The following is a 25,217-nucleotide window of genomic DNA, read 5'->3' as shown; positions in this document are numbered from 1 at the left end:
TGTCACGGGAGCGTCGATCGGACGGGCCGATGAGACGCCGTCGCTACCTGCTTTTCGTGACATTATCGTGATGGCCGGCGATGAACCGGCACGTTTTTTCAATGTGCCTTCTGACCCATCAGACGCGAGCGCAGAAGATTGGAGACGCTGTCGAAAATGAAAACGACGACGAGAATCAGGATAACCATGTAACAGACGTTTTCCCAGTCGGAATTCGTCCGCATCGCTTCCCAGAGTTTGAGGCCGATACCACCGGCACCGACCGCACCGATGATCGTCGCTGATCGCGTATTCGATTCCCAGAAATAGAGCGCCTGGCTGGCAAAGACCGGCAGAACCTGCGGCAGGACGCCAAACCGCTGCACGGCAAGCGGCGCGGCACCTACGGACTTCACGCCCTCGCGCTGCTTGTCATCGATGTTCTCCAGCGCTTCCGAATAAAGCTTTCCGAGCGTGCCGGTATCGGTGAAGAAGATCGCCGACATGCCGGCGAGCGGTCCCGGCTTTCCCTCGGATCGCTTCCCGCGCATGGCAGAGAAAGTCAAAAAACTGGGCTCGATCACCAAGGCCTTTGCCGCCGAAGGCCTGCCGGACTACGTGCGCGTCTCGACGGAGCTTGTCGCCCGCCACGCCGATGCCGACGAACTGGCGCTGCCGCGCCTTTCGCCTGGCGCCATCGTCATCGAGGCGACCGCGATCAACGCCGATCCGGATGGCGTCCCAGTGCAGTTCGCCCGCACGCGCTTTGCTGCCGACCATGTCAAGCTGAAGATCGAAACGTGAGGCCACGAAAAAGGGCGCGATGTGTTGGCACGCGCCCTTCCTCAATTCCAGTCGATTGCAGCGATCAAACGTCGGCGATGAAGGTCTGCTTTTGTGTTCCCAACCCCTCGATGCCGAGTTCGACGACATCGCCGGCCTTCAGATACTGCGGTGGCTTGAAGCCCATACCGACGCCGGGGGGCGTGCCGGTCGAAATGATGTCGCCCGGGTGCAGCGTCATGAACTGGCTCAAATAGCTGACGACGTTGGCAACGCCATAAACCATGGTCTTCGACGAGCCGTCCTGCTTGGTGACGCCGTTGACGGTAAGCCACATCTTCAGCTTCTGCGGATCGGCAACTTCGTCGCGCGTCACGAGCCAGGGGCCGGTCGGGCCGAACGTGTCGCACGACTTGCCCTTGGTCCACTGTCCGGAGCGCTTGGTCTGGAAATCGCGCTCGGAGACGTCATTGATGACGCAATAGCCGGCCACATGCTCCAACGCATCCGCTTCCGATACGTACTTGGCTTTCTTGCCGATCACCACGCCGAGTTCGACCTCCCAGTCGGTCGCTTCCGATCCGTGCGGAATGATGACGTCGTCGTTCGGACCGACGATGGCCGATGTCGCCTTCATGAAGATCACCGGTTCCGGCGGCACCGTCGCACCGGTTTCAGCAGCGTGGTCGGCATAGTTCAGCCCGATGCAGATGAACTTGCCGGTTCCCACAACGCAGGCGCCAAGGCGCGGGTTACCGCCGACGACCGGCAGGTTGTCGATATCGAGCCCCTTGGCCCAACCCATATCACTGATCGCGGCGCCGCCGACATCGGCAATGACGCCGCTCAGGTCTCTGATCTGGCCTTTCTTGTCGAGAACGCCCGGCTTTTCCGACCCCAGGGGCCCATACCGCAGAAGTTTCATGTTTTCTCTTCCCTTGAAACACAGACTGTCGTGCCGCCTGACAAATCAAAGGCGGGCAGCGTTGTAAAGCGCTTTTGCTGGTTCGAGGGTTTCGGCGTGACAGGTAAATCTTTGGGTGCTCTCGCCGGCAGAGCCCGTTTGCAGGCCGCTGAAAGAGGTTGTGGCGGGCTCTGGTCCCGCCACAATGCGTCCTCAGGCCGCCTTGGAATAGGCTTTTGCCATGTCTGGGAGGCGCTTCACGCGAATTTTCGACGCCTGGCCGGCAGCGTTGAAGGCGATGAACCGCTCCTTGCAGACCTCGACCATGCGGGCGGTCGCCGGTTTCAGATAATTGCGCGGGTCGAAATTGTCGGGGTGCTGGAGGTGGTGCTTGCGGATCTCGCCGGTAAAGGCGAGGCGAAGATCGGTGTCGATATTGACCTTGCGGACGCCGAGCGGAATGGCCTTCTGGATCTCGGCCACCGGCACGCCCCAGGTCTGCTTCATCTTGCCGCCGAATTCGTTGAAGAGATCCTGCAGGTCCTGCGGCACGGTGGAGGAGCCATGCATGACCATGTGGGTGTTCGGCAGCCGCTTGTTGATCTTGGCGATTGTCTCGATCGACAGGATTTCGCCGTCCGGCGCGCGGGTGAACTTGTAGGCGCCGTGGCTGGTGCCGATCGCAACCGCCAATGCATCGACGCCGGTCTTTTCGACGAAATCGAACGCCTGTTCCGGATCCGTCAGCAGTTCCTCGCGCGACAGTGTGCCTTCGAAGCCGTGGCCGTCTTCCTTTTCGCCGGCGCCCGTTTCCAGATTGCCGAGGCAACCCAGTTCGCCTTCAACCGAAACGCCGGCCGCATGGGCGATCTTCACAACTTCCGCCGTGACGCCGACATTGTAGTCATAGCTGGCGATCGTCTTGCCGTCGGCCAGCAGCGATCCGTCCATCATTACCGACGTGAAGCCGTTGGTGATCGCCGAAATGCAGGTCGAGGGCTGGTCGCCGTGATCGAGATGAAGACAGACGGGGACATGCGGATATTCTTCCGCAGCGCCAAGGATCAGATGCCGCAGGAAAGCGTCGCCGGCATAGGCGCGAGCGCCGCGGCTTGCCTGCAGGATGACGGGTGAATCCGTGGCATCGGCGGCGCGCATCACGGCCTGGATGTATTCCAGATTGTTTACGTTGAAGGCGGGTAGCGCGTAATTGTTTTCAGCGGCGTGGTCCAGTAGTTGCCGCAGGGTGATCAATGCCATTCAGAAGTCTCCCGTTGTCCTGGCGCCGTCACTGCCGATCGATTTGACATATGACGCCCCATATTCTCCACTTGAGCAAAAGCACCCGCCACAAACGCCAACTGGTATCGCGACCAGGCCTCCAGGCGACTGTGGGGCGGATTTACCCGCACCATAATTGATGATCCGGGTTTGGCAACTACCGCCGAAACGGAAAATGAGGTCCTTCCTGCTGCGGAAACGTTACAGGTCGGCCACCGTGGACTAACTGTCCCGTATTTTTTTTCCGACTGGTAAAATCAATCATAGATTGTAATTTCATTGCCCAGCACCGGATTTTCCCCAGCCTGCAGCGCCAAAGGGAAAGGAACCGAAGACGTCCCTGACTGGCAGGTTTGCTTCCGCAGCCAGGCAAATCAAGCATGCATATTACGTAAACTGCCGGAAATAATTGCCATTATTTCGCCACGGTCGACTGCAGGGAGAAACCGATCAATTCCAGCTGGCGCAGATCCCTCAAAAAATGCCGCGATTGAAATGCAACCGCCGCGCTATAGATACATGTCGTCAGCGACATCGCGGCGTTTGAACCACGCCAATCGGCCTTGCCTTTGGGAAAAAATTGGCATTCTCTCGCTGTTCCACAACCTAAAAAGAGGGGAAGGAAAACAAAATGACATTGGCAAAAATCAACCTCCGCACAGCGGTCCTGCTTGGATCGTTTCTCGTCGGCGCCAGCCCTCTGCTCGCCGAAACCGTCCTGCATCGCGGCAATGCCGGCGAGCCGCAGACACTCGATCAGGCCCATACCTCAATCAATATCGAAGAGTTCATCCTGAAAGACCTCTACGAAGGCCTGACAATCTATGATGCGGCCGGCAAGGTCACGCCGGGTGCTGCCGAAACCTGGGATCTCTCCGACGACGGTATCGTCTACACCTTCAAGCTGCGCGCCGACGCCAGGTGGTCGGACGGTTCTCCGGTCACCGCCGCCGACTTCGTCTTCTCGCTTCAGCGCACCGAGGATCCGAAGACCGCGGCTGGTTACGCCAACATCCTTTTCCCGATCAAGAACGCCGAAAAGGTCAACAAGGGTGAATTGCCCGTCGATCAGCTCGGCGTAAAGGCGATCGACGAAAAGACGCTTGAAATCACCCTGGAACGCCCGACACCCTTCTTCCTCGAACTGCTCGCCCACCAGACCGCCCTGCCGGTCTCCAAGGCAAGCGTCGAAAAGAATGGCGCCGATTTCGTCAAGCCTGGCATCATGGTCTCGAACGGCGCCTACAAGCTCGTCGCCCACACGCCGAACGACAGCCTGACCACCGAAAAGAACCCGGAATATTGGGATGCTGCAAACGTCAAGATCGACAAGGTAATCTTCTACCCGATCGACGACCAGGCCGCCTCCGTTCGCCGCTTCGAGGCGAAGGAAATGGATCTTGCCTACAACTTCTCGGCCGACCAATTGGACCGCCTGCGCAAGTCCTATGGCGAGCAGGTCCATGTCTCGCCGACGCTTGCAACCTACTACTACGCCTTCGATACTCGCCAGGAGCCCTATAGCGACGTGCGCGTGCGCCGGGCGCTCTCGATGTCCGTCGATCGCGACTTTCTCGCCAAGGAAATCTACTCGGGCTCGCAGCTGCCGTCCTACTCCATGGTGCCGCCGGGCATGGCGAGCTACGGCGATCCGGCAAAGGCCGACTTCTCCGAGATGTCGCAACTCGACCGCGAAGATGAAGCGGTCAAGCTGATGAAGGAAGCCGGCTACGGCGAAGGCGGCAAGCCGCTCAACATCGAGATCCGCTACAACACCAACCCGAACCATGAACGTGTTGCGACCGCCGTCGCCGACATGTGGAAGAACACGTTCGGCGCCAAGGTGTCGCTGGTCAATCTCGACGTCTCTTCGCACTACGCCTACCTGCAGGAAGGCGGCAAGTTCAACGTCGCCCGCGCCGGTTGGGTCGCCGACTATGCCGACGCCGAAAACTTCCTGGCGCTCAGCCTCTCCTCGAACAAAACCTTCAACTACGGTCACTTCGAGAACCCCGAGTTTGACGCGCTGATGAAGAAGTCCTACGAGGAGGCTGATCCGACGGCCCGCTCGAAGATCCTGCATGAAGCCGAGGCGCTTCTGATGAAGGAACAGCCAATCGCGCCGTTCCTGACCCAGGCAGACCTTTGGCTGGTGTCCGACAAGGTGAAGGGTTGGCAGGATAACGCCGTCAACGCGCATCTCAGCCGCTTCCTGAGCGTTTCCGAGTAACGGATTTTTGACGTGCGGCGGTTTCGCCCCGCCGCACGTCACGGTCAGAGAGCAAACCATGATCTCCTTTGTCCTGCGCCGCCTCGCGAGCGCCGTGCCGACCCTGTTTATCGTCGTCACGATTTCCTTCTTCCTGATGCGGTTCGCCCCCGGCGGCCCCTTCAATCTCGAGCGTCCGCTGCCGCCACAAACCATGGCGAACCTGATGGCGACCTACCATCTCGATCAGCCGCTCTGGAACCAGTACCTCACCTATATCAGCAATGCCGTCACCGGCGACTTCGGGCCGAGCTACATCTACAAGGACAACACGGTCGCCGAACTGATCGGCAAGGGCCTGCCCTATTCGATGGAACTCGGCTTCTATGCGCTGCTCCTGGCGCTGGTCGGCGGCGTACTTGCCGGCACGATTGCCGCGCTTCGGCAAAACAGTTTCCTCGATTTCCTGGTCATGTCGGTCTCGACCGTCGGCGTCACCGTGCCGAACTTCGTCGTCGGCCCGGTGCTGACGCTTGTCTTCGCCATCACGCTCGCCTGGCTCCCGGCCGGTAGCTGGGGCGACGGCTCGCTGCGCTTCCTCATCCTGCCGATGATTGCACTCGCCCTGCCGCAGCTGGCGGTCTTTGCCCGGCTGACGCGCGGCTCGATGATCGAGGCGCTGCACACCGACCATATCCGTACCGCCCGCGCCTATGGCCTACCGACCCGTGTCGTCGTCGTCACCCATGCGATGCGCGCTGCCATGCTGCCGGTCATTTCCTATCTTGCGCCCGCCGCCGCAGCACTGCTCACCGGCTCGGCCGTCGTCGAGACGATCTTCACCATTCCCGGCGTCGGCCGCTATTTCGTGCTCGGCGCGATCAACCGCGACTATACGCTGGTGATGGGAACTGTGGTGCTGATCGCCATCTTCGTCATCCTCTTCAATCTTGTGGTCGACATTCTCTACGGCCTTCTCGATCCGAGGGTTCGCCATGACTGATATTGTCACCACCCCGGCCTTGCCGCCCGAAACTGCCAGCCGAAGCCTGTTCCAGCTCGCAGCCCTGCGCTTCCGCCGCAACCGCGCCGCCATGGCCGGCTGCGTCATGCTGGCCCTGATTGCGCTCTTTTCCTTCCTCGGCCCCTATTTCATCAGCCACAGTTACGACCAGGTGTTTCCGTCCTATGTCTCGATCCCGCCGAGCTTCGAACCGCGGCCGGATGCGTCGAGCCTGCAGGAAGTAATGGAAGGCGTTGCCGGACGGGCGCGCGTCGACCTGAAGGAATTCGCCGTTGAGGGCCAGACCTTCACGGCAACCGTGACCTCCGACACAACGATCGATCCCCGCACCACACGCTATTTCGACCGCGCCAACGAATTCGACGGCACCGAAGTGGTGGCGACAGAGAATGATGGGAAGACGCTGAAGGTCACCGGCAGCGTCGCGCGCGAGTATTTCCTGTTCGGCACGGATTCGAACGGCCGCGACCTGATGGCCCGCGTCATGCTTGGCGGCCAGATCTCGATCGCCGTCGGCCTGCTCGCCAGCCTCGTGTCGCTGAGCATCGGCGTGCTCTATGGCGCGACATCCGGCTATATAGGCGGCCGCATCGACAACGTCATGATGCGCTTCGTCGAAATCCTCTATTCGCTGCCCTTCGTCTTCCTCGTCGTCGTGCTCGTTGTCTTCTTCGGGCGCTCGTTCATCCTAATCTTCTTCGTCATCGGCGCGGTGGAATGGCTGGATATGGCCCGCATCGTGCGTGGCCAGACGCTGGCCTTGAAGCGGCGCGAATTCATCGGCGCGGCGCAGGCGCTGGGCTTGACCGACTGGCAGATCATCCGCCGCCACATCATCCCGAACACCATCGGGCCGGTCGTCGTCTTCGTCACCGTCGTCGTGCCGAAAGTCATTCTGCTGGAGAGCTTCCTCTCCTTCCTCGGCCTCGGCGTGCAGGCGCCGCTGACGAGCTGGGGGGCGCTGATCGCCGAAGGCGCCAACAACATCCAGTCGGCGCCGTGGCTTCTGATCTTCCCGGCGATCTTCTTCGTCCTCACCCTTTTCTCGCTGAACTTCGCTGGCGACGGCCTGCGCGATGCGCTCGACCCGAAGGACCGCTGACATGACTGATTCACGGGAAACAATCCTCGCTGTCCGCAATCTCAAGGTCTCGTTCTCGACCCCGGATGGAACGGTAGAGGCGGTCAAGGGCATCGATCTCGACGTCAGGGCCGGCGAAATGCTAGCCGTGGTGGGCGAATCCGGCTCCGGCAAGAGCCAGACGATGATGGGCATCATGGGTCTGCTTGCAGGAAACGGCGCGGCCTCCGGCTCGGCGAAATATCGCGGCCAGGAACTCATTGGCCTTCCACTGAAGGCGCTGAACAATGTGCGCGGCGAAAAGATCACCATGATCTTCCAGGAGCCGATGACCTCGCTCGATCCGCTCTACACGATCGGTCGGCAGATTGCCGAGCCGATCGTCCATCACCGCGGCGGCACGTTCAAACAGGCGCGTGTCCGCGTGCTCGAACTGCTGGAACTGGTCGGCATTCCCGACCCGGCGCGACGGATAGACAGCTATCCGCATGAAATGTCCGGCGGCCAGCGCCAGCGCGTGATGATCGCCATGGCGCTTGCCAATGATCCGGACATCCTGATTGCTGACGAGCCGACGACGGCGCTCGACGTCACCATCCAGGCGCAGATCCTCGAACTCCTGCGTTTGCTGCAGGTCAAGTTCGGCATGGCCGTCGTGCTCATCACCCACGATCTCGGCATCGTCCGCCATTTCGCCCGTCGCGTTGCCGTCATGCGCCGCGGTGAGGTGGTCGAGACGGGAACCACTGCCGACATCTTTGAGCGGCCACGGGCGGACTATACCAGGATGTTGCTTGCCGCCGAACCGCGCGGCCGCAAGGCGCCGCCCGCGAACAACGCGCCGACCGTTCTCGAAGGTGCGAATATTGTGGTCGACTATGCCACCGGCGGCGGCCTGTTCGGCGGCTCCGCCGGCGTGTTTCGTGCCGTCGATGGCGTCAGCATCCGGCTGAGAGAGGGCCAGACCATCGGCATCGTCGGCGAATCCGGCTCCGGCAAATCGACGCTCGGTCGCGCGCTGCTGCGGCTGATCCCAAGCAGCGGGCGCTACCAGTTCGGCTCGATGAACATCTCCGATTTCAGCCGCGGCGCCATGCGTCCGCTGCGCCGGCAACTGCAACTGGTGTTTCAGGACCCTTACGGGTCACTTTCGCCGCGCCAGACCGTCGGCGAAATCGTCACCGAGGGGTTGTACGTCCACGAGCCCCAGCTCAGCCGCGCAGAGCGTGACAAGCGGGCGATCGAGGCACTGAGGGAGGTTGGCCTCGACCCGGCCGCCCGCAACCGCTATCCCCACGAATTCTCCGGCGGCCAGCGACAGCGCATCGCCATCGCCCGCGCCATCATCCTCAAGCCGAAAGTCGTCATTCTCGACGAACCGACCTCGGCGCTCGACCGCTCCGTCCAAGGCCAAGTCATCGAACTCCTGCGCGCGCTGCAGGCGGCGAATGGCCTCTCCTACATCTTCATCAGCCACGATCTCTCAGTGATCAAGGCGATGTCGGATTATGTCGTGGTGATGAAGAACGGCAGGATCGTCGAGGAAGGCGATACCGATGCGATCTTCGAAGCGCCGCGCGAGAGCTATACACAGACCCTGATGCACGCGGCTTTTACGGCGTGACCTCCCTGCTCCCGACTTCAATAGGCGGACCTGGCTGCCGCGATTGCCGTCGTTTCAGCTGCTGTTCGCGGAAGAAGATGAAGAGACCGGACGCAACAATCAGGGCGGAGCCGAGGATCACGGGTGGCCGCGGCGTATCGCCGAAGAAGATCCAGCCGAATACCACCGCCCAGAAAAGCAGCGTATATTGCAGCGGCACGACGGTTGCCGCATCCGCCAGTTTCAGCGAGCGGGTGACGAGGATGTGGGCGAGCATAGCGACAATGCCAAGAAGGCTGAGGCACGCCAAGCCCTGCATATCCACCGGTGCCCAGCCCGCCGGATTGACGCCGACACCGGCCAAAGAAAAGATCAGCGCGCCGCTTAACTGCCAGAAGATCAGCGTCGTGTCTGGCGTCGCCCGCAGGGTTCGCCCGAGAAGCAACGCCACGGCATAGGCTGTGCTGCCCGCGAGCGCGATCAGCGCCGGCAACGAAAAGCTTTCGCTCGAGGGTTCAAGCGCGATGACGACACCGGCGAAGCCGATCAGAATTGCCGTCCACCGCCGCCAGCCCACATGCTCACCGAGAAGAAACGGCGAGGCAGCAGCGACATAGATCGGCGCCGCCAGCCAATAGGTCATCGCGTCGGCAAGCGGCATATAGGCGACGGCAAAATAGAAGGCCGATGCATCGACCGCAAACAGAAGCGATCGCAGCCCCTGCAACCACGGGCGATCGACAATCAGCAGGCTGCGCCACCCTCGTTTGATGAAGAACGGAATAAGCACTACCAATGCCGCGAGGCTGCGGATCGTCATCAGCTGGCTGACGGAATAGGTCGAGACGAGCCATTTCCCCATTGTGTCGTTGAGCGAGAACATCAGCATGCCAAGCAGCATGAAGAGGACGCCGGTACGGGCGGCGTTCGAAGTAAGGGCAACGGGGGCTGCTACGGCAGTCATGGCATCGATCCCAGGAAAGATGCCCGCCACTCGCATATTCCCGCTCGTCAATCCATCCCTGAAAGCGGATGAGTCAATGAAGAAACGGAATGCCTGTCGCCTGCAACACAGCTACCTCCTTGATTTTGCACTGCAGCATGATAGAGATTTTCTATCGCGGCATGCGAAGCGGGCCATTGAAAGAAAACCGAAATTCGATCAAAAGCTGTGAAAATCGATTTTTTGACCCTGTTTCTCCTATCGGCCACGCCCAGGATCGCTGCGTTCATGAGCAAGACGGACTTTATCGGCAAACGCTCCAGTGCAGCTGGCGGCTGGGGCGCGCTGAAAAGTTGCGGCAAGCGGCTTCTGGAAAGCGGCTCCCCGCTTTCGGGCGCACGCACCCTGTTGAAGGCCAATCAGCCGGATGGCTTCGACTGCCCCGGCTGCGCCTGGGGCGATCCGGAGCATGGCTCCTCTTTCGAATTCTGCGAGAACGGCGTCAAGGCCGTTGCCTGGGAAGCGACCGACAAGCGCACGCCGCCGGACTTCTTTGCCGCGCACACCGTCTCCGACCTGAAATCCTGGAGCGACTACGCGCTGGAACAAGAGGGCCGCCTCACCCATCCGATGCGCTACGACCGCGCCACGGATACCTATGTCCGCATTGGCTGGGACGCCGCCTTTACCGAGATCGGTGCGATCCTCAATAGCTTCGACACGCCGGACCGGGCCGAGTTCTACACCTCCGGCCGGGCCTCCAACGAGGCCGCCTTCCTCTATCAGCTCTTCGTCCGGCTCTACGGCACCAACAATTTTCCCGATTGCTCCAACATGTGCCATGAGGCGAGCGGCATCGCGATGAAGCAGGCGGTCGGTGCCAGCAAGGGCACGGTGCTGCTCGAAGATTTCGAAAAGGCCGACGCCATCTTCGTCATCGGCCAGAATCCCGGTACCAACCATCCGCGCATGCTCGGCGATCTTCGTCGTGCGGCCAAGCGCGGGGCAAAGATCGTCGTCTTCAATCCGCTGCGCGAACGCGGCCTCGAGCGTTTCGCCGACCCGCAGGACAAGCTGGAAATGCTGCGTGGCGGCTCGAGTGAAATCGCCAGCGACTATTTCCAGCCGCGCCTTGGCGGCGACATGGCAGCGGTGCGCGGCATGGCCAAGGCGGTTTTCGCGGCGGAGGACGCAGCACTTGCGGCGGCCGAGCCCTCTGTTCTGGATCTTGATTTCATCAGCCGGCACACGGCGGATTTCGATGCCTATCGCGCCGCCGTTGACGCGACCACGTGGGAAGCGATCGAGGATCAGTCCGGCTTGACGCAGGCCGAAATCGAGCGGGCGGCGGCAATCTACCTCAGTGCCGAGCGGGTGATCTGCACTTGGGCGATGGGCGTCACCCAACACCGGCATTCGGTGATCACCATCCGCGAGATTGCCAGTTTCATGATGCTGCGCGGCAATATCGGCAAGCCGGGCGCCGGTCTCTGCCCTGTCCGCGGCCATTCCAACGTCCAGGGCGATCGTACCGTTGGCATCAACGAGAAGCCGCCGGTGGAGTTTCTCGACGCTTTGGAGCAGGAATTCGATTTCGACGCGCCGCGCCACGAAGGCCACAACGTGCTTGCCGCCATCGGCGCGATGCTCGATGGTTCGGCAAAGGCGTTCATCGGGCTCGGCGGCAATTTCGCGCGCGCGACGCCGGACAGCCCGATCATCGAAAAGGCGCTGGCCTCGCAGAAGCTGACCGTCAACATCGCCACCAAACTCAACCACTCGCATCTGATGCCGGGCGAGGTGAGCTTTATTCTGCCCTGTCTCGGCCGCACCGAGATCGACCGCAATTCGAAGGGCGTAAGCCAGATCGTCACCGTCGAGGATTCGATGAGCATGGTGCATGGCTCCGGCGGCATCAACAGGCCGGCATCACCCGACCTGCGCTCCGAAGTGGCGATCATCGCCGGTATCGCTGCCGCGACCGTCGGTTCGGCAAAGGTCGATTGGGCAGCGCTCGCCGATGACTACGACCTGATCCGCGACCATATCGCCAAGGTCATTCCCGGCTTTGAAAACTATAACGAGCGCGTCCGCAAGCCGCGCGGCTTCCATCTGCGCAACGCCGCCGCCAATCGCGAGTGGGAAACACCGGAAGGTCGCGCCGCATTCTGGGCTGGCCCGCTTCCCGATGCCGTCGACCATCAGGTCGCCCGCGACCAGGACGGCGTCTTCGTGCTGCAGACCTTCCGTTCGCATGATCAGTACAACACGACGATCTACGGAATGGACGACCGTTATCGCGGCGTCTACGGCGAGCGCAACGTCGTCTTCATCAACCCGGCCGACCTCGCCGATCTCGGCGCCCGGGCCGGCGACCGCGCCGACGTGATCGGCCGCCACGACGATGGCGTTTCCCGCATCGCCAACGATTTCCGCTTCGTGCCCTATGATATCCCGCGCGGCTGCGTCGCCGGCTACTATCCGGAACTCAACGTGCTTGTGCCCTTGTCGAGCGCCGGGGAGGAGAGCGATACGCCGACGTCAAAATCCGTGCTGGTATCCTTCCGCACCAAAGCCAATGCTACGAATGCTGCCTGATACCAGCCCGCCGGAAGACGATTTCCTTGCCCTCATCGAGGCAATCCGCAGGCAGGACGCGACGCTTTCGCCGCTGGGCGCGGGTATCATCGCTGCCATTTCCGAAGCGATCGTCGATGACAGCCGCACCTTTGCCAGGCTGTTCGGCATCGCCCACGCGCTCGTCCTGAGGGAGATCAATCTGCTTTGCAGACCGGAGGCTCCGATCGAAATCGTCCGTCGCGACGCCCGCACGCAGAGAACGCACCTCAAACTTACCGTAAAAGGCAACACATTCATGGCCGGCGTCCTTGACCTTGGCCATATCGTTGCTAAGTAAGAGCCATCTCCGTAGTGCAGGGCAGTTTAACACGCCTGCGGAGCCAACCTGATACCGGGCCCCTCTGGCGAGAATCTACGGCGCTCTCGTGATGTCGGTATCAACCCGCAAATAAGCCGGCGGACTCTTAGCACATGACAAACCAACTCATGCGTTCTTCGCATGCCGATCGTGGCATGCGGGATTTCTCCCTTTATCCAACCCTTACCCCGAGCTTTGACGGATCGGAGGTGCGGCCATGAAGCCTGCCTCGCAAACCTCGGCGCTCGGCTATTTCAAATGGGCCTTCATCACGACGGCCGCCGGTCTGGCGCTCGGCGCCTGGCTCGGCTGGACCACGACCGGTACTCTCGGCGGTATGGCCACCGTCTTCTTTATCTGTACGGTGCTTGCCGTGCTGGAAATCTCCCTCTCCTTCGACAACGCCATCGTCAACGCCAACAAATTGAAGGAAATGACGCCGGTCTGGCAAAACCGGTTCCTGACCTGGGGCATCGTCATTGCCGTGTTCGGTATGCGCATCGTCTTCCCGCTGCTGATCGTCGTGATCGCCGCGAACATCGGGCCGATCGACGCCCTGGTGCTCGCCGCCTCGCGCCCCGAAGAATACGCCCGCATCATGAACGAGGCGCATCTGCCGATCGCCGCATTCGGCGGAACCTTCCTGATGATGGTCGGCCTGAAATTCTTCTTCGACCATGAGAAGGACGTTCACTGGATCAAGACAGTGGAGCGCGGCATGTCGCGCTTCGCCACGATCAAGGGCGTCGAAATCGCCTTCGTGCTCTTGTTGATCCTGGTGTTCTCCTCCTTTCTTCACGGCGAGGAAGCCACGACATTCGTCTATTGCTCGATCTACGGCCTCCTAACCTTCCTCGCGGTCGAGGTGATCGGCGGGTTGCTCGACGCGTCGCAGCAGACCATGAGCGCTGCAGCGAAGGGTGGTCTCGGGGCTTTCATCTACCTCGAAGTGCTGGACGCCAGCTTTTCCTTCGATGGCGTGATCGGCGCCTTCGCCTTGACGCAGAACCTCTTCGTCATCGCCATCGGCCTTGGCATCGGCGCCATGTATGTGCGCTCGATGACGATCATGCTGGTGGAAAAGGGCACGCTTGCCGAATATCGCTACCTTGAGCATGGCGCCTTCTACGCCATCCTGATCTTGTCGGTGATCATGTATTGCCAGACGCTGGTGCATATCCCGGAAGTGATTACCGGTCTCGGTGGCGCGGCCCTGATCGGGGTCTCGCTCTGGTCATCGATCCGGCACAACAGGCGTGAACGGACCGAACACTTACAAGCCGAAGCATAGGGCTTCGCCAAAACGCAAGCTAAAAAAACCCGCCAATCCCAAGGGATTGGCGGGTTTTTACAAGGATAGACCATTTCAACCAGCGAACCTGTGGCGCGCTACATGAGCACGCCGGGTCCGCAATTAGCGCTTGACGGAGTTGAAGTTCTTCGGATCGATACCGAGAGTATAGAGGTCGCGGTCCAGCGGACGGCGATGGCCTTCAACAGCCGCGGCTGCGGCCGTGGCCGCGCCAAAGATGGCGAAGGCATTACCGAAGAAGCCTCGGGCAGGTTTACGAAGGGCGGACATCTCTTTTACTCACTTTCTGATCTGGTTGATCGTGTTTCATTCGATGAGTGGAAGATGATCCTTTGGGCATCGCTTTACAATGCACAGGAATTCATCCCAGCCATGCAAATAGAAAAGGCCCGGTTAACATCAGCTAACCGGGCCTTTCCCTGTGACGATCTTGGGAGGAACGTCAATCTTCGCTTGCAGCAAGCTGGGCGAGAACCTCGCCGCGCCCCCGGGCCCGCAGGATCAGCGGGATGATCAGGGCTGCCGCAGCAATCACCAGGAGAACGGCGGCGACCGGCGAAGTGAACAGCACCGTGACATCGCCCTGGCTGATCGACAGCGCCCGCCGGAGCTGTTGTTCCGCCAGCGGCCCCAGAATGAGGCCGACGACCACCGGTGCGATCGGATAGCCGAAGATGCGCATGACATAACCGAGCAGGCCGAAGGCGAGCAGCATGCCGAGTTCGAACACCGAGGGATTGGCGCCGATCGTACCGAGCGTCGCGAATGTGAGAATGCCCGCGTAGAGCCACGGCTTCGGGATTGTCAGAAGCTTCACCCAGAGGCCGACCAGCGGCAGGTTCAGCACCAGGAGCATAAAGTTGGCGATCAGCAGGCTGGCGATCAGGCCCCAGACCAGCTGCGGATTGGTCGCAAACAAGAGCGGGCCGGGCTGCAGCCCGTATTGCTGGAAGCCGGCAAGCATGATTGCCGCAGTCGCCGTGGTCGGCAGGCCGAGCGTCAGAAGCGGTACCAACGTCCCAGCAGCCGAGGCGTTGTTGGCCGCTTCCGGACCGGCGACACCTTCGATGGCGCCGTTGCCGAATTCTTCCGGATACCTGGTCAACCGTTTCTCGGCGGCGTAGGAGAGGAACGTGCCGATTTCAGCGCCGCCCGCCGGCATTGCGCCGATCGGAAAACCGATCGCCGTTCCGCGCAGCCACGCCTTCCAGGAGCGCGCCCAATCCTGCCTGTTCATCCAGACCGATCCCTTGACTGCCTCGACCTTGTCCGGACCGAGATCGCCTTGTGCGGCGATATAGAGCGATTCGCCGATGGCGAACATCGCGACTGCCAGCGTCGTCACCTCGATCCCGTCGAGCAGGTCGGGAACGCCGAAGCTCATGCGCGTCTGGCCGGTCAGCTGGTCGATGCCGATGATAGCGAGCGCAAAACCGATGAACAGCGAGGTCAGCCCGCGCAGCGTCGAATCGCCGAAGGCCGAAGACACCGTGACGAAGGCAAGGACCATCAGCGCGAAATATTCGCGCGGTCCGAAAACCAGCGCCAGCTTGACGACGAAGGGCGCAATGAAAGCGAGCGCGATGGTCGCGATCAGGCCCGCGACGAACGAGCCGATCGCGGCCGTCGCCAGCGCCGGGCCGCCGCGTCCGGCCCGGGCCATCTTGTTGCCTTCGAGCGCGGTGACGATCGATGCACTTTCGCCCGGTGTGTTGAGGAGAATGGAAGTCGTCGAGCCGCCGTACATGCCGCCGTAATAGATGCCGGCGAACATGATCAGCGAGCCGCCGGGATCGAGCTTGTAGGTCACGGGCAGGAGCAGCGCCACGGTGAGCGCCGGACCGATGCCGGGTAGAACCCCGACGGCGGTGCCGAGCGTCACGCCGATCAGCGCATAGAGGAGGTTCATCGGTTGGGCGGCGACGAGCACACCCTGCAACAGGAAATCGAATGTGTTCATGTCAGGGCCCCTACCAAAACAGATGTTCAAGCGGACCGGCGGGCAGCGACAGTTGCAACAGCCCGGCAAAGATCAGCCAGATGCCAAGACAGATGAGAATGCCGATCGGGATCGTCATCCACAGCTTGCGTTTGCCGAAGGCTGCTGCCGTTGCGGCAAAGAGCACGCCGGTGGCGATCGAGAACCCCGCCGTTTTCAGAAGCAGCATCTGCAAGGCAAGGCCGCCAACGATCCAGACGACCGGACCGACTTGCTGGCGATCGCGCACTGGGAAATCGCCGCGCAGAGCTTCAAAGACGGTCCAGACCGCCAGGATCAGCAAGCTGGCGGCGATCACGAACGGGATGGTGGCGGGGCCGATGCCGGAATAGCCGGTAGCGCTCGCCAGCCGCGACGCATCCCAGAAGATCAGGCCGCCGAGGGCCGCGAGAAAGACGGCGATGACAAGCGCCGCCCTGTCAGGGCGGCGTGTCTCCGTCGAAGGGGTGTGACCCTTGCTCATTTTACCAGACCAATGTCCTTGAGGACGGTTTCGGTCGCCGAAATTTCCTTGGCGAGCTGCTCCTTGAAGGCGTCACCGGCGAGGTAGGTATCCTGCCAACCCTTGGTCTTCAGCGTTTCCTGCCAGCTCGCGGACTTGACCAGCTTCTCGATGTCGGTCGAAACGGCAGCCTTCTGCTCGTCGGAAAGGCCAGGAGCCGCGGCAATCATGCGCCAGTTCTGCACCACGACGTCGAGACCGCTTTCCTTGATGGTCGGCGCGTCGACGCCGGCAATGCGCTCGGCGCTCGAAACAGCGAGAAGACGAAGCGTGCCGGACTTCACCTGCGATTCAAATTCGCCATAGCCGGAAATGCCGGCGGTCACCTGGCTGCCCAGGATGGCGGCCAGCGCTTCGCCGCCGCCGGAAAACGCGATGTAGTTGATCTTGGTCGGATCGACACCCGCAGCCTTGGCGATGAGGCCAACTGCGATATGATCAACGCCGCCTGCCGAGCCACCGCCCCAGGAAACCGCGCCCGGATCCTTCTTCAGCGCTTCAACCAGATCGCCGAACGTCTTCAAGGGCGAATCCGCCGGAACGACGATCGCCTCGTATTCGCCGGTCAGGCGTGCAATCGGGGTGACATCATTCAGCGTTACCGGCGACTTGTTGGTGAGGATGGCGCCGACCATGACGTAGCCGCCGACGATCAGGGCGTTCGGATTGCCCTTCGATTGGCTGGCGAATTGTGCGAGGCCGATGGTACCGCCGGCGCCCGGCACGTTCTGCACCTGAACGTTGCCGGAAATGCCTTCCTGCTGCATCACGGTCTGGATCGAGCGTGCGGTCTGGTCCCAGCCACCGCCGGGGTTTGCCGGTGCGATGATGGTGTAGTCAGCCGCAAAAGCGGGAAGCGCGAGAGCGCCGGCGAGAATGGATGCCAGAAAAAACTGTTTCAAGATTAGTCCTCCGTCAGGCGCGCTCTTTGATCTGGCGCGCAGTGTTCATCTTTGCGGACGGGGGCTTGGCTCACTCTGGATCGGGCGCGCGTTCGCTTTTTGGGCTAAACGACGCCGGGTCTGGTGAATTTCCTCCCATACGCCTCGATCATCCGCCTCCACGGATGATGAAGAACTGCAAGGCACCACAGGAAGCTGTCATCTACCTGACATCGAGCGGAACCTTGCCTGAATAATCTCCGCTAATTTTGCAGCTTCGTCTACTGGAGCCGCAAAACTTCGTTCCAGCGGGCGATCAGCCGCGCCCGCTTAACCTGATCGAGATAAACCATCAGCCCGGGACTGACCGGAACCGGCCGCAACTGCCCTCCCAGCATCTCCCGCATCGTATTGGCGGTGTTGGCGCCTGCGACATCCGGGCTGACGGCGGGTATCTGCAATTCCCGCGCCATGATCGTCTGACCTTCCTTTGACATGAAGAATTCCAGATAGCGCCGCCCGAGATCCGGCGAGGCGGCCGCCTGCGGCACCAGGCCGATGCGCGACATGACGACGGTATAATCGCGCGGCAGGACAATGCCGACATCCGGGTGGCGCGAGGCCCAGTCGGCCGCATAGGAACCGAGGATATTGTAGCCGAGCACGAAGCGGCCGTCGGACACCCGCTCGAGAATGGCCGAACTGGTGGAATAAAGTTTGACGCCCGCGGCCCCCATTGTCTGGATCACCGACCAGATATCGCCGAACTGCTCCTGATCGCGCGCCATGAACAGGAAACCGACGCCGGACCGCTCGATATCGTAGGTGCCGATCTTTCCATAAACAGCGCTGCCGTGACGTTTCAGATAGTCAACGAACTCGGCCCGTGTCGAGGGCGGCTTCTCCCTGGTGAAACTCGGCTTGTGATAGACGAAGACCGCCGGCTCGAAAGTCAGCGCGTAAGCGGTGTTGCGCCAATTGGCCCAGTCCGGCCAGCGGGCACTCATCGGCAGGTCGCTGCGCTGGGCATAGCCGTCATTGCTGAGTTTGACCTGCAGGTCCATCGCCGAGGAGAAGGCGAGGTCCGCGGTCTTTTCGCCCGCATCGGTCTCCTTGACGATCCGGTCGTAGATCTCGCCGGTCAGCATATCCTCGTAGCGCACCGCCACATCCGGATTGGCCTTCTGAAAACCGACGATCATCGGCCGCGCCAGAGGTTCGTCGAGCGAGGAATAGACGACGACGGTCGAGGCATCCGGATTGCCCGAGAGCGCCGGAAACACGACCGGCTCGGCGGCGGCAGCCAGGGAAAATCCGCAGAGAAAACTGAGACACAGGAGGAAACGCATAAAATAATATTGCCGCAGCCGCGCCCCGTTCACAAGCGCAAGGACGGCCGCTAGAGTGCCGTCAGGGAGACTGCGGATTTGCGGATACTACTGGTCGAAGACAATAAGGCGCTTGCAGAAGGGCTGGTCGCCATCCTGCGCGGCAGCGGCTATGCGGTCGATGTCGTCAGCGACGGCGCCTCGGCCGATGCCGTGGCCGCGACCGAAAATTTCGATCTTGTCATCCTCGACCTGACCCTGCCGGAAATGGACGGTCTCGATGTGCTGCGCTCGATGCGGGCGCGGCAGAACAAGGCGGCGGTGCTGATCCTGACGGCGCGGGGGACGCAGGAGGAGAAAATTCGCGGCCTCGATCTCGGCGCCGACGACTACATGATCAAACCCTTCGACGTCAGCGAGTTGGAGGCCCGCGTCCGCGTGCTCTTGCGCCGAAAGGCCGGGCTTCGCTCCTCGCTCGTCAGCTACGGCAAAATCTCCTTCGACCTCAACTCCCGCACCTTTTCCGCCGGAGGCATCACCGTGGATATTCCGGCCCGTGAGCTTGGCCTGCTTGAGGTCCTGTTCTTGCGGGCCGGAAAGGTGGTCGCCAAGGAGGCGATCATCCAGTCGCTGACGGCCTTCGACGACGATCTGAGCGCCAATGCCATCGAGCAGTATGTCAGCCGGCTACGCAAGCGGCTGGCGCCGCATGGGCTGACGGTCCGCACCGCGCGCGGCATCGGCTATTATCTCGACAAGATGGCGGACGGCTGATGCCGCGGGCCGCCTATTCGCTACGCCGCAGGCTGCTCGCCTGGCTGCTGATCTCGACCGTCGTCATCGGATGCCTCGCCTTGATCGACACCTATCGCGAGGCGGTGAAGACGGCGAACGTCGTTTCCGATCGCGTACTTGCCGGCTCGGCTCTGGCGATTGCCGAGCGGGTCGTGGTTGCGGAAGACGGATCGCTGGAAGTGGACATTCCCTATGTCGCGCTGGAAATGCTGACCTCGGCGGCGCAGGACCGCGTCTTCTACCGGGTCGACGGTCCGCCCGGCCAGTTCATCACCGGCTATCAGAACCTGCCCTCGATCAGCGACATGGGGGGCCAGTCCGCGGTCTATGCCGATGCGCAGTTCCGCGGCGAGCCGATCCGGGTCGCGGCGCTGGAGCGCTCGGCCTCCACCGGCATCAACTCCGTGCCCTTCGTCGTCACCGTCGCCGAGACCACCATCGCGCGGCGGCAATTGACGCAGGCCATTCTTTTACGCTCGGCATTGCGTCTCATGCTGATGATCCTCGGCGCCGCGGCAATCGTCTGGGTCGCCGTGACCTTTTCGCTGCGACCGCTCTATCGCCTGGGAGACGCCATTGCCGAGCGCAGTCCCGACGACCTGCACCCGATCGAACAATCGGTGCCGAGCGAAGTCGAGGGGCTAGTCGAGACGGTCAATTCCTTCATGGTGCGGCTGCAAGCGGCGCTGGATGCACTCCGGCATTTCTCCGGCAATGCCAGCCATCAGTTGCGCACCCCGCTTGCGATCATCCGCACCCAGCTTGCCCTTTCAACCCGCGCTGCGACGCTGGAGGAGGCGCAGGCCGCCGCGCGCAAGGGCGACGAGGCCGTGGCACATGCCGAACGCATCCTCGCACAACTGCTTCTGATGGCGAAGATCGATGCCGCCGGCTCGACGGAGCCGCGGCCTGTCGAAATCATCGACCTGCTGTCTTTGGCACAGGAGATCACCGGCGATCGCGTGCCCGGCGCCGGCGACGCGGGCGTCGATCTCGGCTTCGAGGGTGAAGGCAAGGCGCTGATCCGCGCCGAACCTCTCCTGATCGGCGAGCTGCTGCGCAACCTCATCGAAAACGCCATCGCCTATGCGGGCAAAGGCGCGGAAGTGACCGTTCGCGTAGAAAATGAAGACAACAATGTCCGGCTCGACGTCGAAGACAACGGCCCCGGCATTCCGCCGGAAAAGCGGCAGGTCGTGCGCCAGCGTTTCGCGCGCGGCGGACGCGGCGAAGCACCAGGAATGGGGTTGGGCCTTCCGATCGTCGAAGAAATCGCCGGTCTGTTCGGCGGACATCTCACGCTGGGCGAAGGGCCAAATGGCAAAGGGCTGAAAGCCTCGGTGACATTCCCGGCAGCGACTTCCGCCTACAGCGCCGCGCGTCAGACCTGACGCGCGAAGGACGCTGTAGCACTTTGACACTGCTGCATAATTTTACCCTTAAATCGATTCCGATTTAAGGAATTATGCAGTGGCGTTCGCGACCCGTCATCAGCGAGGACGTTTCACGGGTCTGAACGAGAAGGATCGCGTTCCAGATCATCTGGACAAAACCGCGATCAGACGGGCTCGACAGCTTGCGCTGCGAAAACATGATAAGCTCCATAGATTGTTGCGAGCGTCTGATAGCAGCTCTTCATGTATTTCCCCAGAGGGAGAAGGGCAAATCTGCCCTGCGCGGATGCCATGGCTTTCGCTCCGCGAAAGACGAGACCCGGGCAGCGTGCGAGAATCGCTACCCGGGCCTCTAGTCGCTTCTTATCCACATATGGTGGCGGCGACCTGAAGAGGCTTAGCCTCGGGGAAAGACAAAACCTCCCGCCGAACCGAAGAGGGTGGCCTACTTGGATCGGACACCTCAATATTAGCAACGTATAATATATTGGCAATGGCCAAGCCCATTACCATCATGGCGGGTCGCAAGCAGACGCCGCTGCTACGTCTTCCGGATGCCGCGTGATCCCAGCCATCCACAAGGCGCAGCGTGGTCGGATATCGGCCATCAATCCGGATGGTGGACGAACGGCCCGCGGCAGATCGTTATCGGCGCCGCAGATTTTTTTGACCTTCAAATCGGCTCTTCCGAGGGAGGCGCCTCCTCGGCCGCCGCTACCCGCCCTTCATCCGCTGACCAGTTGCCCAGCGCACTCCAATACTCCGCTCCAGCGACCGAACTTTGTTGCTACTCAGGAGGAAATTTCAATAAATGCTAATACAACCTCTCTAAATAAAGCGCCTGATGTGATAACATCGATACTGGGAGCAGGGCCGGCCCGATGACGACATGCCGGACGATGTTTCGCCTTGTCGCAGAGTGGTTCGCATGGGTGCATGCTTTAGCATTTCTGCCATGCCGGAAAGAGTGGCCCCCTACGAAAAGGTCATTGAATAAAAGCTCGGAACGGGAGGTGTACAATGCTGCGCAGACTGTTTTTCACCTTGGCTATTGCGACGTCCGTACTCACAGTCAACGGAGCCGCATGGGCCGACATCACGATCCTCGTGCCGTCGGGCAGCGAGGGCGACGGACTGAGGGCCGCGGCCGCCGATTACGCGAAGCTGAAGGGCACGAAGGTTGAGGCGGTCCAGGCGCCTTATGCCAATGTTTTCGAACAGGGTGCCAATGCAGGCTCCACCAAATCCGGCGTCTTCGACATCATTCTGATGGATGATCCGTGGATTCCGTTTTTCGCCGAGAACGGTCATCTGGAGGACCTGACGCCATTCTTCAAGAAGGCCGGAATGGAGGGGCCAGACAGCGATTTCCTTTCGAAGTCACTGGCGATCTGCCGCAACCCCTACAATACAGGACCCTATGTCTGCCTGCCCTATGTGGGAAACGCACAGATGTTCTTCTATGACGCCGCCAAGTTCAAGGAAGTTGGCGTCGAGGCCCCGAAGACCTGGGATGACGTGCTGAAGGCGGGCAAGGCGCTGACCGACAGCGGCGGCGGCCGCTATTTCGGCTATGTCTTCCGCGGCGGTCAAGGAAACCCGGTGGTTGCCGATTTCATGCCGATCTTCTGGTCCTATGGTGCAGATATGTTCAATGCCGACCGGACCAAGGTGACGATCGATACACCCGAAGGAGCCGCTGCCATGAAGACGTTCATGGCGCTGCGCGATATCTCACCCAAGGGGGTCGAGAGCTACAATGCCAACGAGGTCGGCACGGCGCTCGCTGCCGGCACCGCTGCTTCATCGATCAACTGGCCGAACTATGTTGCAACCTTCGAGGATCCGAGCCAATCGAAGATGGTCGGCAAGATCTCCTACAGCCCTATTCCGGCTGGAACCAAACCGGGCAGTTCGGAAATCGGTCACTGGACCATGGGCATCATGTCAGCTTCCAAGAACAAGCAGGAAGCCTTCGATTTCATGCTCTGGGCAACCTCACCCGAGCAGATCAAGATTTCTGCCGAGCGCGGCAATCCGCCGGTCCGAACCTCGGTCTTCACCGATCCGGAACTGACCAGCCAAGAGAAGTTCCGGCATTATCCGGTGCTGATGGAGGCGATCCAGGCCTCGACACCCCGTCCACGGCACCCGAAGTGGCCGGAGATCGAGAATGCCTTCGGCATCGAGCTTTCCAAGGCGGTGGCGGGCACCGTCACGCCGGAAGAAGCCCTGAAAAACGCCCAGGATGCGGTCTCGCGGATTACGAACATTTACTAGAGCACCCGGCTTTCGACGGGCACATTTGAAAGCGGAGGAGATGCTCCGGTATCAAGGAGAGCGTCCTTTCCGCGTTTACCGGAACGCGCGGAGCCGGTTTCGAACCCGCGGCGTTACAGCGCGCCCGGCGAGCTTGAAACGACAATTCGGGGCGCGCCGGTGAGGGGCTTTGGGAAGGAGCCAATGTTGAAGTTCGGAAGCGGCATGTCGACTGAGCAGCTTCTACCGGGCGGCGGCCTGGAGCGGTGGGCAGAACGGCATTTGCGCGTCCTCATGCTCGCGCCGACGGTCCTCATCCTGCTGGGGCTGACGATTTTTCCGAGCATCTACATGTTCTACGCCGCGGTTCACCGGATCAGCCCGAATCCCGATGTGCCATGGGACTTCGTCGGTCCCGGCAATTTCGTGCGGCTTCTTTCCGACCAGCAATTCCATGTCGCGTTTTTGAACACAATCATCTTCACCGTCTCGGCGGTGACAGTCGAGTTCCTTCTCGGACTCGGCCTGGCGCTGCTGCTCGACAAATATATCCGCCGGCTGACCTTCCTGAAGACGATGCTGATGATCCCGATGATGCTGCCGCCGATCGCGGTGGCGATCACCTGGAAGCTCATCTACGAGCCGCAATTCGGCGTCCTCAACGAAATCATGTACCGTCTCGGCCTCCCGTTGCAGGCATGGGCAGGCGACGTGGATCTGGCGATGTTCTCGATCATCATCGCCGATGTCTGGCAATGGACGCCGTTCATTTTCCTGCTGATGCTGGCCGGATTGGCCAGCCTGCCGGTCGAACCGTACGAGGCCGCCGCACTCGACGGCGCCTCATCCTGGCGGCAGTTCTGGGACCTGACGCTGCCCTTCCTCAAGCCGGTCATCGCCATTGCGCTTCTCCTGCGTGTCATGGATGCGCTGCGTCTTTTCGATCTGGTCTTCATCCTGACAGGCGGAGGTCCGGCCGACCGGACCAAGGTCCTGAGCCTTTACATCTACCAGGTGGCCTATCGTTTCGCCGACCCCGGCTACGCGGCAGCGATATCGCTGTTCGTTCTGTTCGTAACGATCATCCTGAGCACCTGGTTCATGAAGCGCATGCGGCTGGCGGATTGACCATGAGAATTGTCACAAAAATGCATGCACGCAGCTACACCAGGGAGATGGTCGTTCGTTTGTCAGCTTATGTGACGATCCTCGTCGCGCTGGTCGTCACGCTTTTCCCCATCTATTGGATCGCGGCGAATTCATTCAAGTTCGATATCGACATTTTCGCCGTGCCGCCGGAATGGCTGCCCCGGCACCCGACGCTGAAGCATTATAACGAAGCCTTTATCCAGCGTCCGTTCCTGCGCTACGCGCTGAACAGCTTTCTCGTCGCCGTGGGAACGACCATCGTTTCCGTTGGTTTCGGCACCATGGCCGGCTATGCGCTGGCGCGGTTCAGCTATTCCTGGCAATGGCGCAAGCAGATTTCGTTCTGGATCCTGTCAACGCGCATGATGCCGCCGATCGTCAGCATCATCCCACTCTACCTGTTCTTCAACTACTTCGACATGCTCAACACGAAGTCGGCGCTCATCATCGCCTACACCGCCTTCAACCTGCCGTTTGCAACCTGGATGATGAAGAGTTATTTCCAGGATCTTCCGGTCGAGCTGGAGGAGGCGGCGATGGTGGACGGTGACACGCGCTGGGGCGCATTCCTGCACGTGGCCCTGCCGCTTGCCCGACCGGGGCTCGCCGCAACCGCCATCTTCTGCCTGATCATCTCGTGGAACGAATTCCTGCTGTCCCTCATCATCACGCTGACGGAGCAATCACAAACGCTACCGATCGGCATTGCCGGGCGGGTGACACAGTACAACACCTATTGGGGCGAAATCAGCGCGGCGGGGTTCATGGCCTGCGTGCCAATCGTCATCTTCGCCTTCATTGTCCAGAAGCATCTCGTCCGGGGATTGTCCCTGGGTGCCATCAAAGGTTGAGG

Annotated in this window: 20 protein-coding genes and 2 pseudogenes; 13 read left to right on the top strand and 9 right to left on the bottom strand. The window is 61.1% G+C overall.

Annotated features, from left to right (window positions below; genetic code table 11):
- Positions 1-98: 98 nt before the first annotated feature.
- Positions 99-503 (bottom strand): annotated as a pseudogene (locus tag ACSQ2Z_RS02315) (PhnE/PtxC family ABC transporter permease); the annotation flags it as partial.
- A gap of 1 nt (position 504) precedes the next feature.
- On the opposite strand from ACSQ2Z_RS02315, the pseudogene ACSQ2Z_RS02310 reads away from it, so the two are divergent.
- Positions 505-783: pseudogene (locus ACSQ2Z_RS02310) on the top strand (UTRA domain-containing protein); the annotation flags it as partial.
- A gap of 64 nt (positions 784-847) precedes the next feature.
- On the opposite strand, the gene ACSQ2Z_RS02305 reads toward ACSQ2Z_RS02310, so the two are convergent.
- Positions 848-1,687, bottom strand: a complete 840-nt coding sequence (locus ACSQ2Z_RS02305; RefSeq protein WP_436079727.1) for a fumarylacetoacetate hydrolase family protein — start codon at positions 1,685-1,687, stop codon at positions 848-850.
- Between the two features lie 192 nt (positions 1,688-1,879).
- Positions 1,880-2,926: a class II fructose-bisphosphate aldolase gene (fba, locus tag ACSQ2Z_RS02300; protein ID WP_436079726.1), complete on the bottom strand. Its 1,047-nt coding sequence runs from the start codon at positions 2,924-2,926 to the stop codon at positions 1,880-1,882.
- A 652-nt stretch (positions 2,927-3,578) separates the two neighbouring features.
- On the opposite strand from fba, the gene ACSQ2Z_RS02295 reads away from it, so the two are divergent.
- The 4 genes from ACSQ2Z_RS02295 to ACSQ2Z_RS02280 are packed head-to-tail and all read left to right on the top strand — an operon-like array spanning position 3,579 to position 8,885.
- Positions 3,579-5,177 (top strand): peptide ABC transporter substrate-binding protein, encoded by a 1,599-nt coding sequence (locus ACSQ2Z_RS02295; protein ID WP_436079725.1) that lies wholly within the window; start codon positions 3,579-3,581, stop codon positions 5,175-5,177.
- A 58-nt stretch (positions 5,178-5,235) separates the two neighbouring features.
- Complete coding sequence (gene oppB, locus ACSQ2Z_RS02290) at positions 5,236-6,159, top strand: oligopeptide ABC transporter permease OppB (RefSeq protein WP_436079724.1); 924 nt, start codon at positions 5,236-5,238, stop codon at positions 6,157-6,159.
- Positions 6,152-7,282 carry an ABC transporter permease gene (locus ACSQ2Z_RS02285; protein ID WP_436079723.1) on the top strand — a complete coding sequence of 377 codons (1,131 nt, stop codon included), beginning with the start codon at positions 6,152-6,154 and terminating at the stop codon, positions 7,280-7,282. Before oppB ends, ACSQ2Z_RS02285 begins: the two co-directional genes overlap by 8 nt.
- Before the next feature lies 1 nt (position 7,283).
- Positions 7,284-8,885, top strand: a complete 1,602-nt coding sequence (locus ACSQ2Z_RS02280) for an ABC transporter ATP-binding protein (RefSeq protein WP_436079722.1) — start codon at positions 7,284-7,286, stop codon at positions 8,883-8,885.
- Here the strand turns inward: ACSQ2Z_RS02280 and ACSQ2Z_RS02275 are convergent.
- The gene (locus tag ACSQ2Z_RS02275) at positions 8,875-9,864 is read right to left on the bottom strand and encodes a DMT family transporter (protein ID WP_436079721.1); all 990 of its coding nucleotides are present in this window, start codon (positions 9,862-9,864) and stop codon (positions 8,875-8,877) included. The genes ACSQ2Z_RS02280 and ACSQ2Z_RS02275 overlap by 11 nt on opposite strands.
- Positions 9,865-10,095: 231 nt before the next feature.
- Between ACSQ2Z_RS02275 and ACSQ2Z_RS02270 the strand changes: the two genes are divergently transcribed.
- From ACSQ2Z_RS02270 to ACSQ2Z_RS02260, 3 genes are all read left to right on the top strand, one after another.
- Entirely contained in the window at positions 10,096-12,405 is a 2,310-nt protein-coding gene (locus ACSQ2Z_RS02270) for an FdhF/YdeP family oxidoreductase (RefSeq protein ID WP_436079720.1), read from the top strand.
- Positions 12,395-12,724, top strand: coding sequence for a hypothetical protein (locus ACSQ2Z_RS02265; RefSeq protein WP_436079719.1), 330 nt, complete (start codon positions 12,395-12,397; stop codon positions 12,722-12,724). The genes ACSQ2Z_RS02270 and ACSQ2Z_RS02265 overlap by 11 nt, the downstream gene beginning before the upstream one ends.
- 238 nt (positions 12,725-12,962) lie before the next feature.
- On the top strand, positions 12,963-14,036 hold the full coding sequence (locus ACSQ2Z_RS02260) for a DUF475 domain-containing protein (protein ID WP_436079718.1): 1,074 nt from the start codon (positions 12,963-12,965) through the stop codon (positions 14,034-14,036).
- Between the two features lie 123 nt (positions 14,037-14,159).
- Here ACSQ2Z_RS02260 and ACSQ2Z_RS02255 read toward each other — a convergent pair whose 3' ends face one another.
- The 5 genes from ACSQ2Z_RS02255 to ACSQ2Z_RS02235 form a co-directional block, all read right to left on the bottom strand.
- Positions 14,160-14,327: a hypothetical protein gene (locus ACSQ2Z_RS02255; RefSeq protein WP_436079717.1), complete on the bottom strand. Its 168-nt coding sequence runs from the start codon at positions 14,325-14,327 to the stop codon at positions 14,160-14,162.
- A 172-nt stretch (positions 14,328-14,499) separates the two neighbouring features.
- Entirely contained in the window at positions 14,500-16,017 is a 1,518-nt protein-coding gene (locus tag ACSQ2Z_RS02250; RefSeq protein WP_436079716.1) for a tripartite tricarboxylate transporter permease, read from the bottom strand.
- 10 nt (positions 16,018-16,027) lie between these two features.
- Complete coding sequence (locus ACSQ2Z_RS02245) at positions 16,028-16,519, bottom strand: tripartite tricarboxylate transporter TctB family protein (RefSeq protein WP_436079715.1); 492 nt, start codon at positions 16,517-16,519, stop codon at positions 16,028-16,030.
- Positions 16,516-17,460 (bottom strand): Bug family tripartite tricarboxylate transporter substrate binding protein, encoded by a 945-nt coding sequence (locus ACSQ2Z_RS02240; RefSeq protein ID WP_436079714.1) that lies wholly within the window; start codon positions 17,458-17,460, stop codon positions 16,516-16,518. Before ACSQ2Z_RS02240 ends, ACSQ2Z_RS02245 begins: the two co-directional genes overlap by 4 nt.
- Positions 17,461-17,720: 260 nt before the next feature.
- Positions 17,721-18,788 carry an ABC transporter substrate-binding protein gene (locus ACSQ2Z_RS02235; protein WP_436079713.1) on the bottom strand — a complete coding sequence of 356 codons (1,068 nt, stop codon included), beginning with the start codon at positions 18,786-18,788 and terminating at the stop codon, positions 17,721-17,723.
- A gap of 78 nt (positions 18,789-18,866) precedes the next feature.
- Here ACSQ2Z_RS02235 and ACSQ2Z_RS02230 point away from each other — a divergent pair, with 78 nt between their 5' ends.
- The 5 genes from ACSQ2Z_RS02230 (at position 18,867) to ACSQ2Z_RS02210 (ending at position 25,215) form a co-directional block, all read left to right on the top strand.
- On the top strand, positions 18,867-19,541 hold the full coding sequence (locus ACSQ2Z_RS02230; RefSeq protein ID WP_436079712.1) for a response regulator: 675 nt from the start codon (positions 18,867-18,869) through the stop codon (positions 19,539-19,541).
- Positions 19,541-20,953 (top strand): sensor histidine kinase, encoded by a 1,413-nt coding sequence (locus tag ACSQ2Z_RS02225; RefSeq protein WP_436079711.1) that lies wholly within the window; start codon positions 19,541-19,543, stop codon positions 20,951-20,953. Before ACSQ2Z_RS02230 ends, ACSQ2Z_RS02225 begins: the two co-directional genes overlap by 1 nt.
- Positions 20,954-21,976: 1,023 nt before the next feature.
- A complete protein-coding gene (locus ACSQ2Z_RS02220) occupies positions 21,977-23,236 on the top strand; it encodes an ABC transporter substrate-binding protein (RefSeq protein ID WP_436079710.1) in 1,260 nt (419 codons plus the stop codon).
- Positions 23,237-23,419: 183 nt separating this feature from the next.
- Positions 23,420-24,343 carry a carbohydrate ABC transporter permease gene (locus ACSQ2Z_RS02215; RefSeq protein ID WP_436079709.1) on the top strand — a complete coding sequence of 308 codons (924 nt, stop codon included), beginning with the start codon at positions 23,420-23,422 and terminating at the stop codon, positions 24,341-24,343.
- 2 nt (positions 24,344-24,345) lie between these two features.
- Positions 24,346-25,215 carry a carbohydrate ABC transporter permease gene (locus tag ACSQ2Z_RS02210; RefSeq protein WP_436079708.1) on the top strand — a complete coding sequence of 290 codons (870 nt, stop codon included), beginning with the start codon at positions 24,346-24,348 and terminating at the stop codon, positions 25,213-25,215.
- Positions 25,216-25,217 lie beyond the last annotated feature (2 nt).

The sequence above is a fragment of the Pararhizobium sp. LjRoot235 genome (assembly GCF_964254145.1).
Lineage (GTDB): Bacteria > Pseudomonadota > Alphaproteobacteria > Rhizobiales > Rhizobiaceae > Pararhizobium.
Note: the sequence above shows the minus strand (reverse complement) of the source record. Positions and strands in the feature narration are given on the sequence as shown.

Excerpts from the sequence above, each read along its gene's own strand:
- ACSQ2Z_RS02305 (WP_436079727.1), bottom strand. The coding sequence starts at position 1,687 with ATGAAACTTCTGCGGTATGGGCCCCTGGGGTCGGAAAAGCCGGGCGTT.
- fba (WP_436079726.1), bottom strand. The coding sequence starts at position 2,926 with ATGGCATTGATCACCCTGCGGCAACTACTGGACCACGCCGCTGAAAAC.
- ACSQ2Z_RS02295 (WP_436079725.1), top strand. The coding sequence starts at position 3,579 with ATGACATTGGCAAAAATCAACCTCCGCACAGCGGTCCTGCTTGGATCG.
- oppB (WP_436079724.1), top strand. The coding sequence starts at position 5,236 with ATGATCTCCTTTGTCCTGCGCCGCCTCGCGAGCGCCGTGCCGACCCTG.
- ACSQ2Z_RS02285 (WP_436079723.1), top strand. The coding sequence starts at position 6,152 with ATGACTGATATTGTCACCACCCCGGCCTTGCCGCCCGAAACTGCCAGC.
- ACSQ2Z_RS02280 (WP_436079722.1), top strand. The coding sequence starts at position 7,284 with ATGACTGATTCACGGGAAACAATCCTCGCTGTCCGCAATCTCAAGGTC.
- ACSQ2Z_RS02275 (WP_436079721.1), bottom strand. The coding sequence starts at position 9,864 with ATGCGAGTGGCGGGCATCTTTCCTGGGATCGATGCCATGACTGCCGTA.
- ACSQ2Z_RS02270 (WP_436079720.1), top strand. The coding sequence starts at position 10,096 with ATGAGCAAGACGGACTTTATCGGCAAACGCTCCAGTGCAGCTGGCGGC.
- ACSQ2Z_RS02265 (WP_436079719.1), top strand. The coding sequence starts at position 12,395 with ATGCTGCCTGATACCAGCCCGCCGGAAGACGATTTCCTTGCCCTCATC.
- ACSQ2Z_RS02260 (WP_436079718.1), top strand. The coding sequence starts at position 12,963 with ATGAAGCCTGCCTCGCAAACCTCGGCGCTCGGCTATTTCAAATGGGCC.
- ACSQ2Z_RS02255 (WP_436079717.1), bottom strand. The coding sequence starts at position 14,327 with ATGTCCGCCCTTCGTAAACCTGCCCGAGGCTTCTTCGGTAATGCCTTC.
- ACSQ2Z_RS02250 (WP_436079716.1), bottom strand. The coding sequence starts at position 16,017 with ATGAACACATTCGATTTCCTGTTGCAGGGTGTGCTCGTCGCCGCCCAA.
- ACSQ2Z_RS02245 (WP_436079715.1), bottom strand. The coding sequence starts at position 16,519 with ATGAGCAAGGGTCACACCCCTTCGACGGAGACACGCCGCCCTGACAGG.
- ACSQ2Z_RS02235 (WP_436079713.1), bottom strand. The coding sequence starts at position 18,788 with ATGCGTTTCCTCCTGTGTCTCAGTTTTCTCTGCGGATTTTCCCTGGCT.
- ACSQ2Z_RS02225 (WP_436079711.1), top strand. The coding sequence starts at position 19,541 with ATGCCGCGGGCCGCCTATTCGCTACGCCGCAGGCTGCTCGCCTGGCTG.
- ACSQ2Z_RS02220 (WP_436079710.1), top strand. The coding sequence starts at position 21,977 with ATGCTGCGCAGACTGTTTTTCACCTTGGCTATTGCGACGTCCGTACTC.
- ACSQ2Z_RS02215 (WP_436079709.1), top strand. The coding sequence starts at position 23,420 with ATGTTGAAGTTCGGAAGCGGCATGTCGACTGAGCAGCTTCTACCGGGC.
- ACSQ2Z_RS02210 (WP_436079708.1), top strand. The coding sequence starts at position 24,346 with ATGAGAATTGTCACAAAAATGCATGCACGCAGCTACACCAGGGAGATG.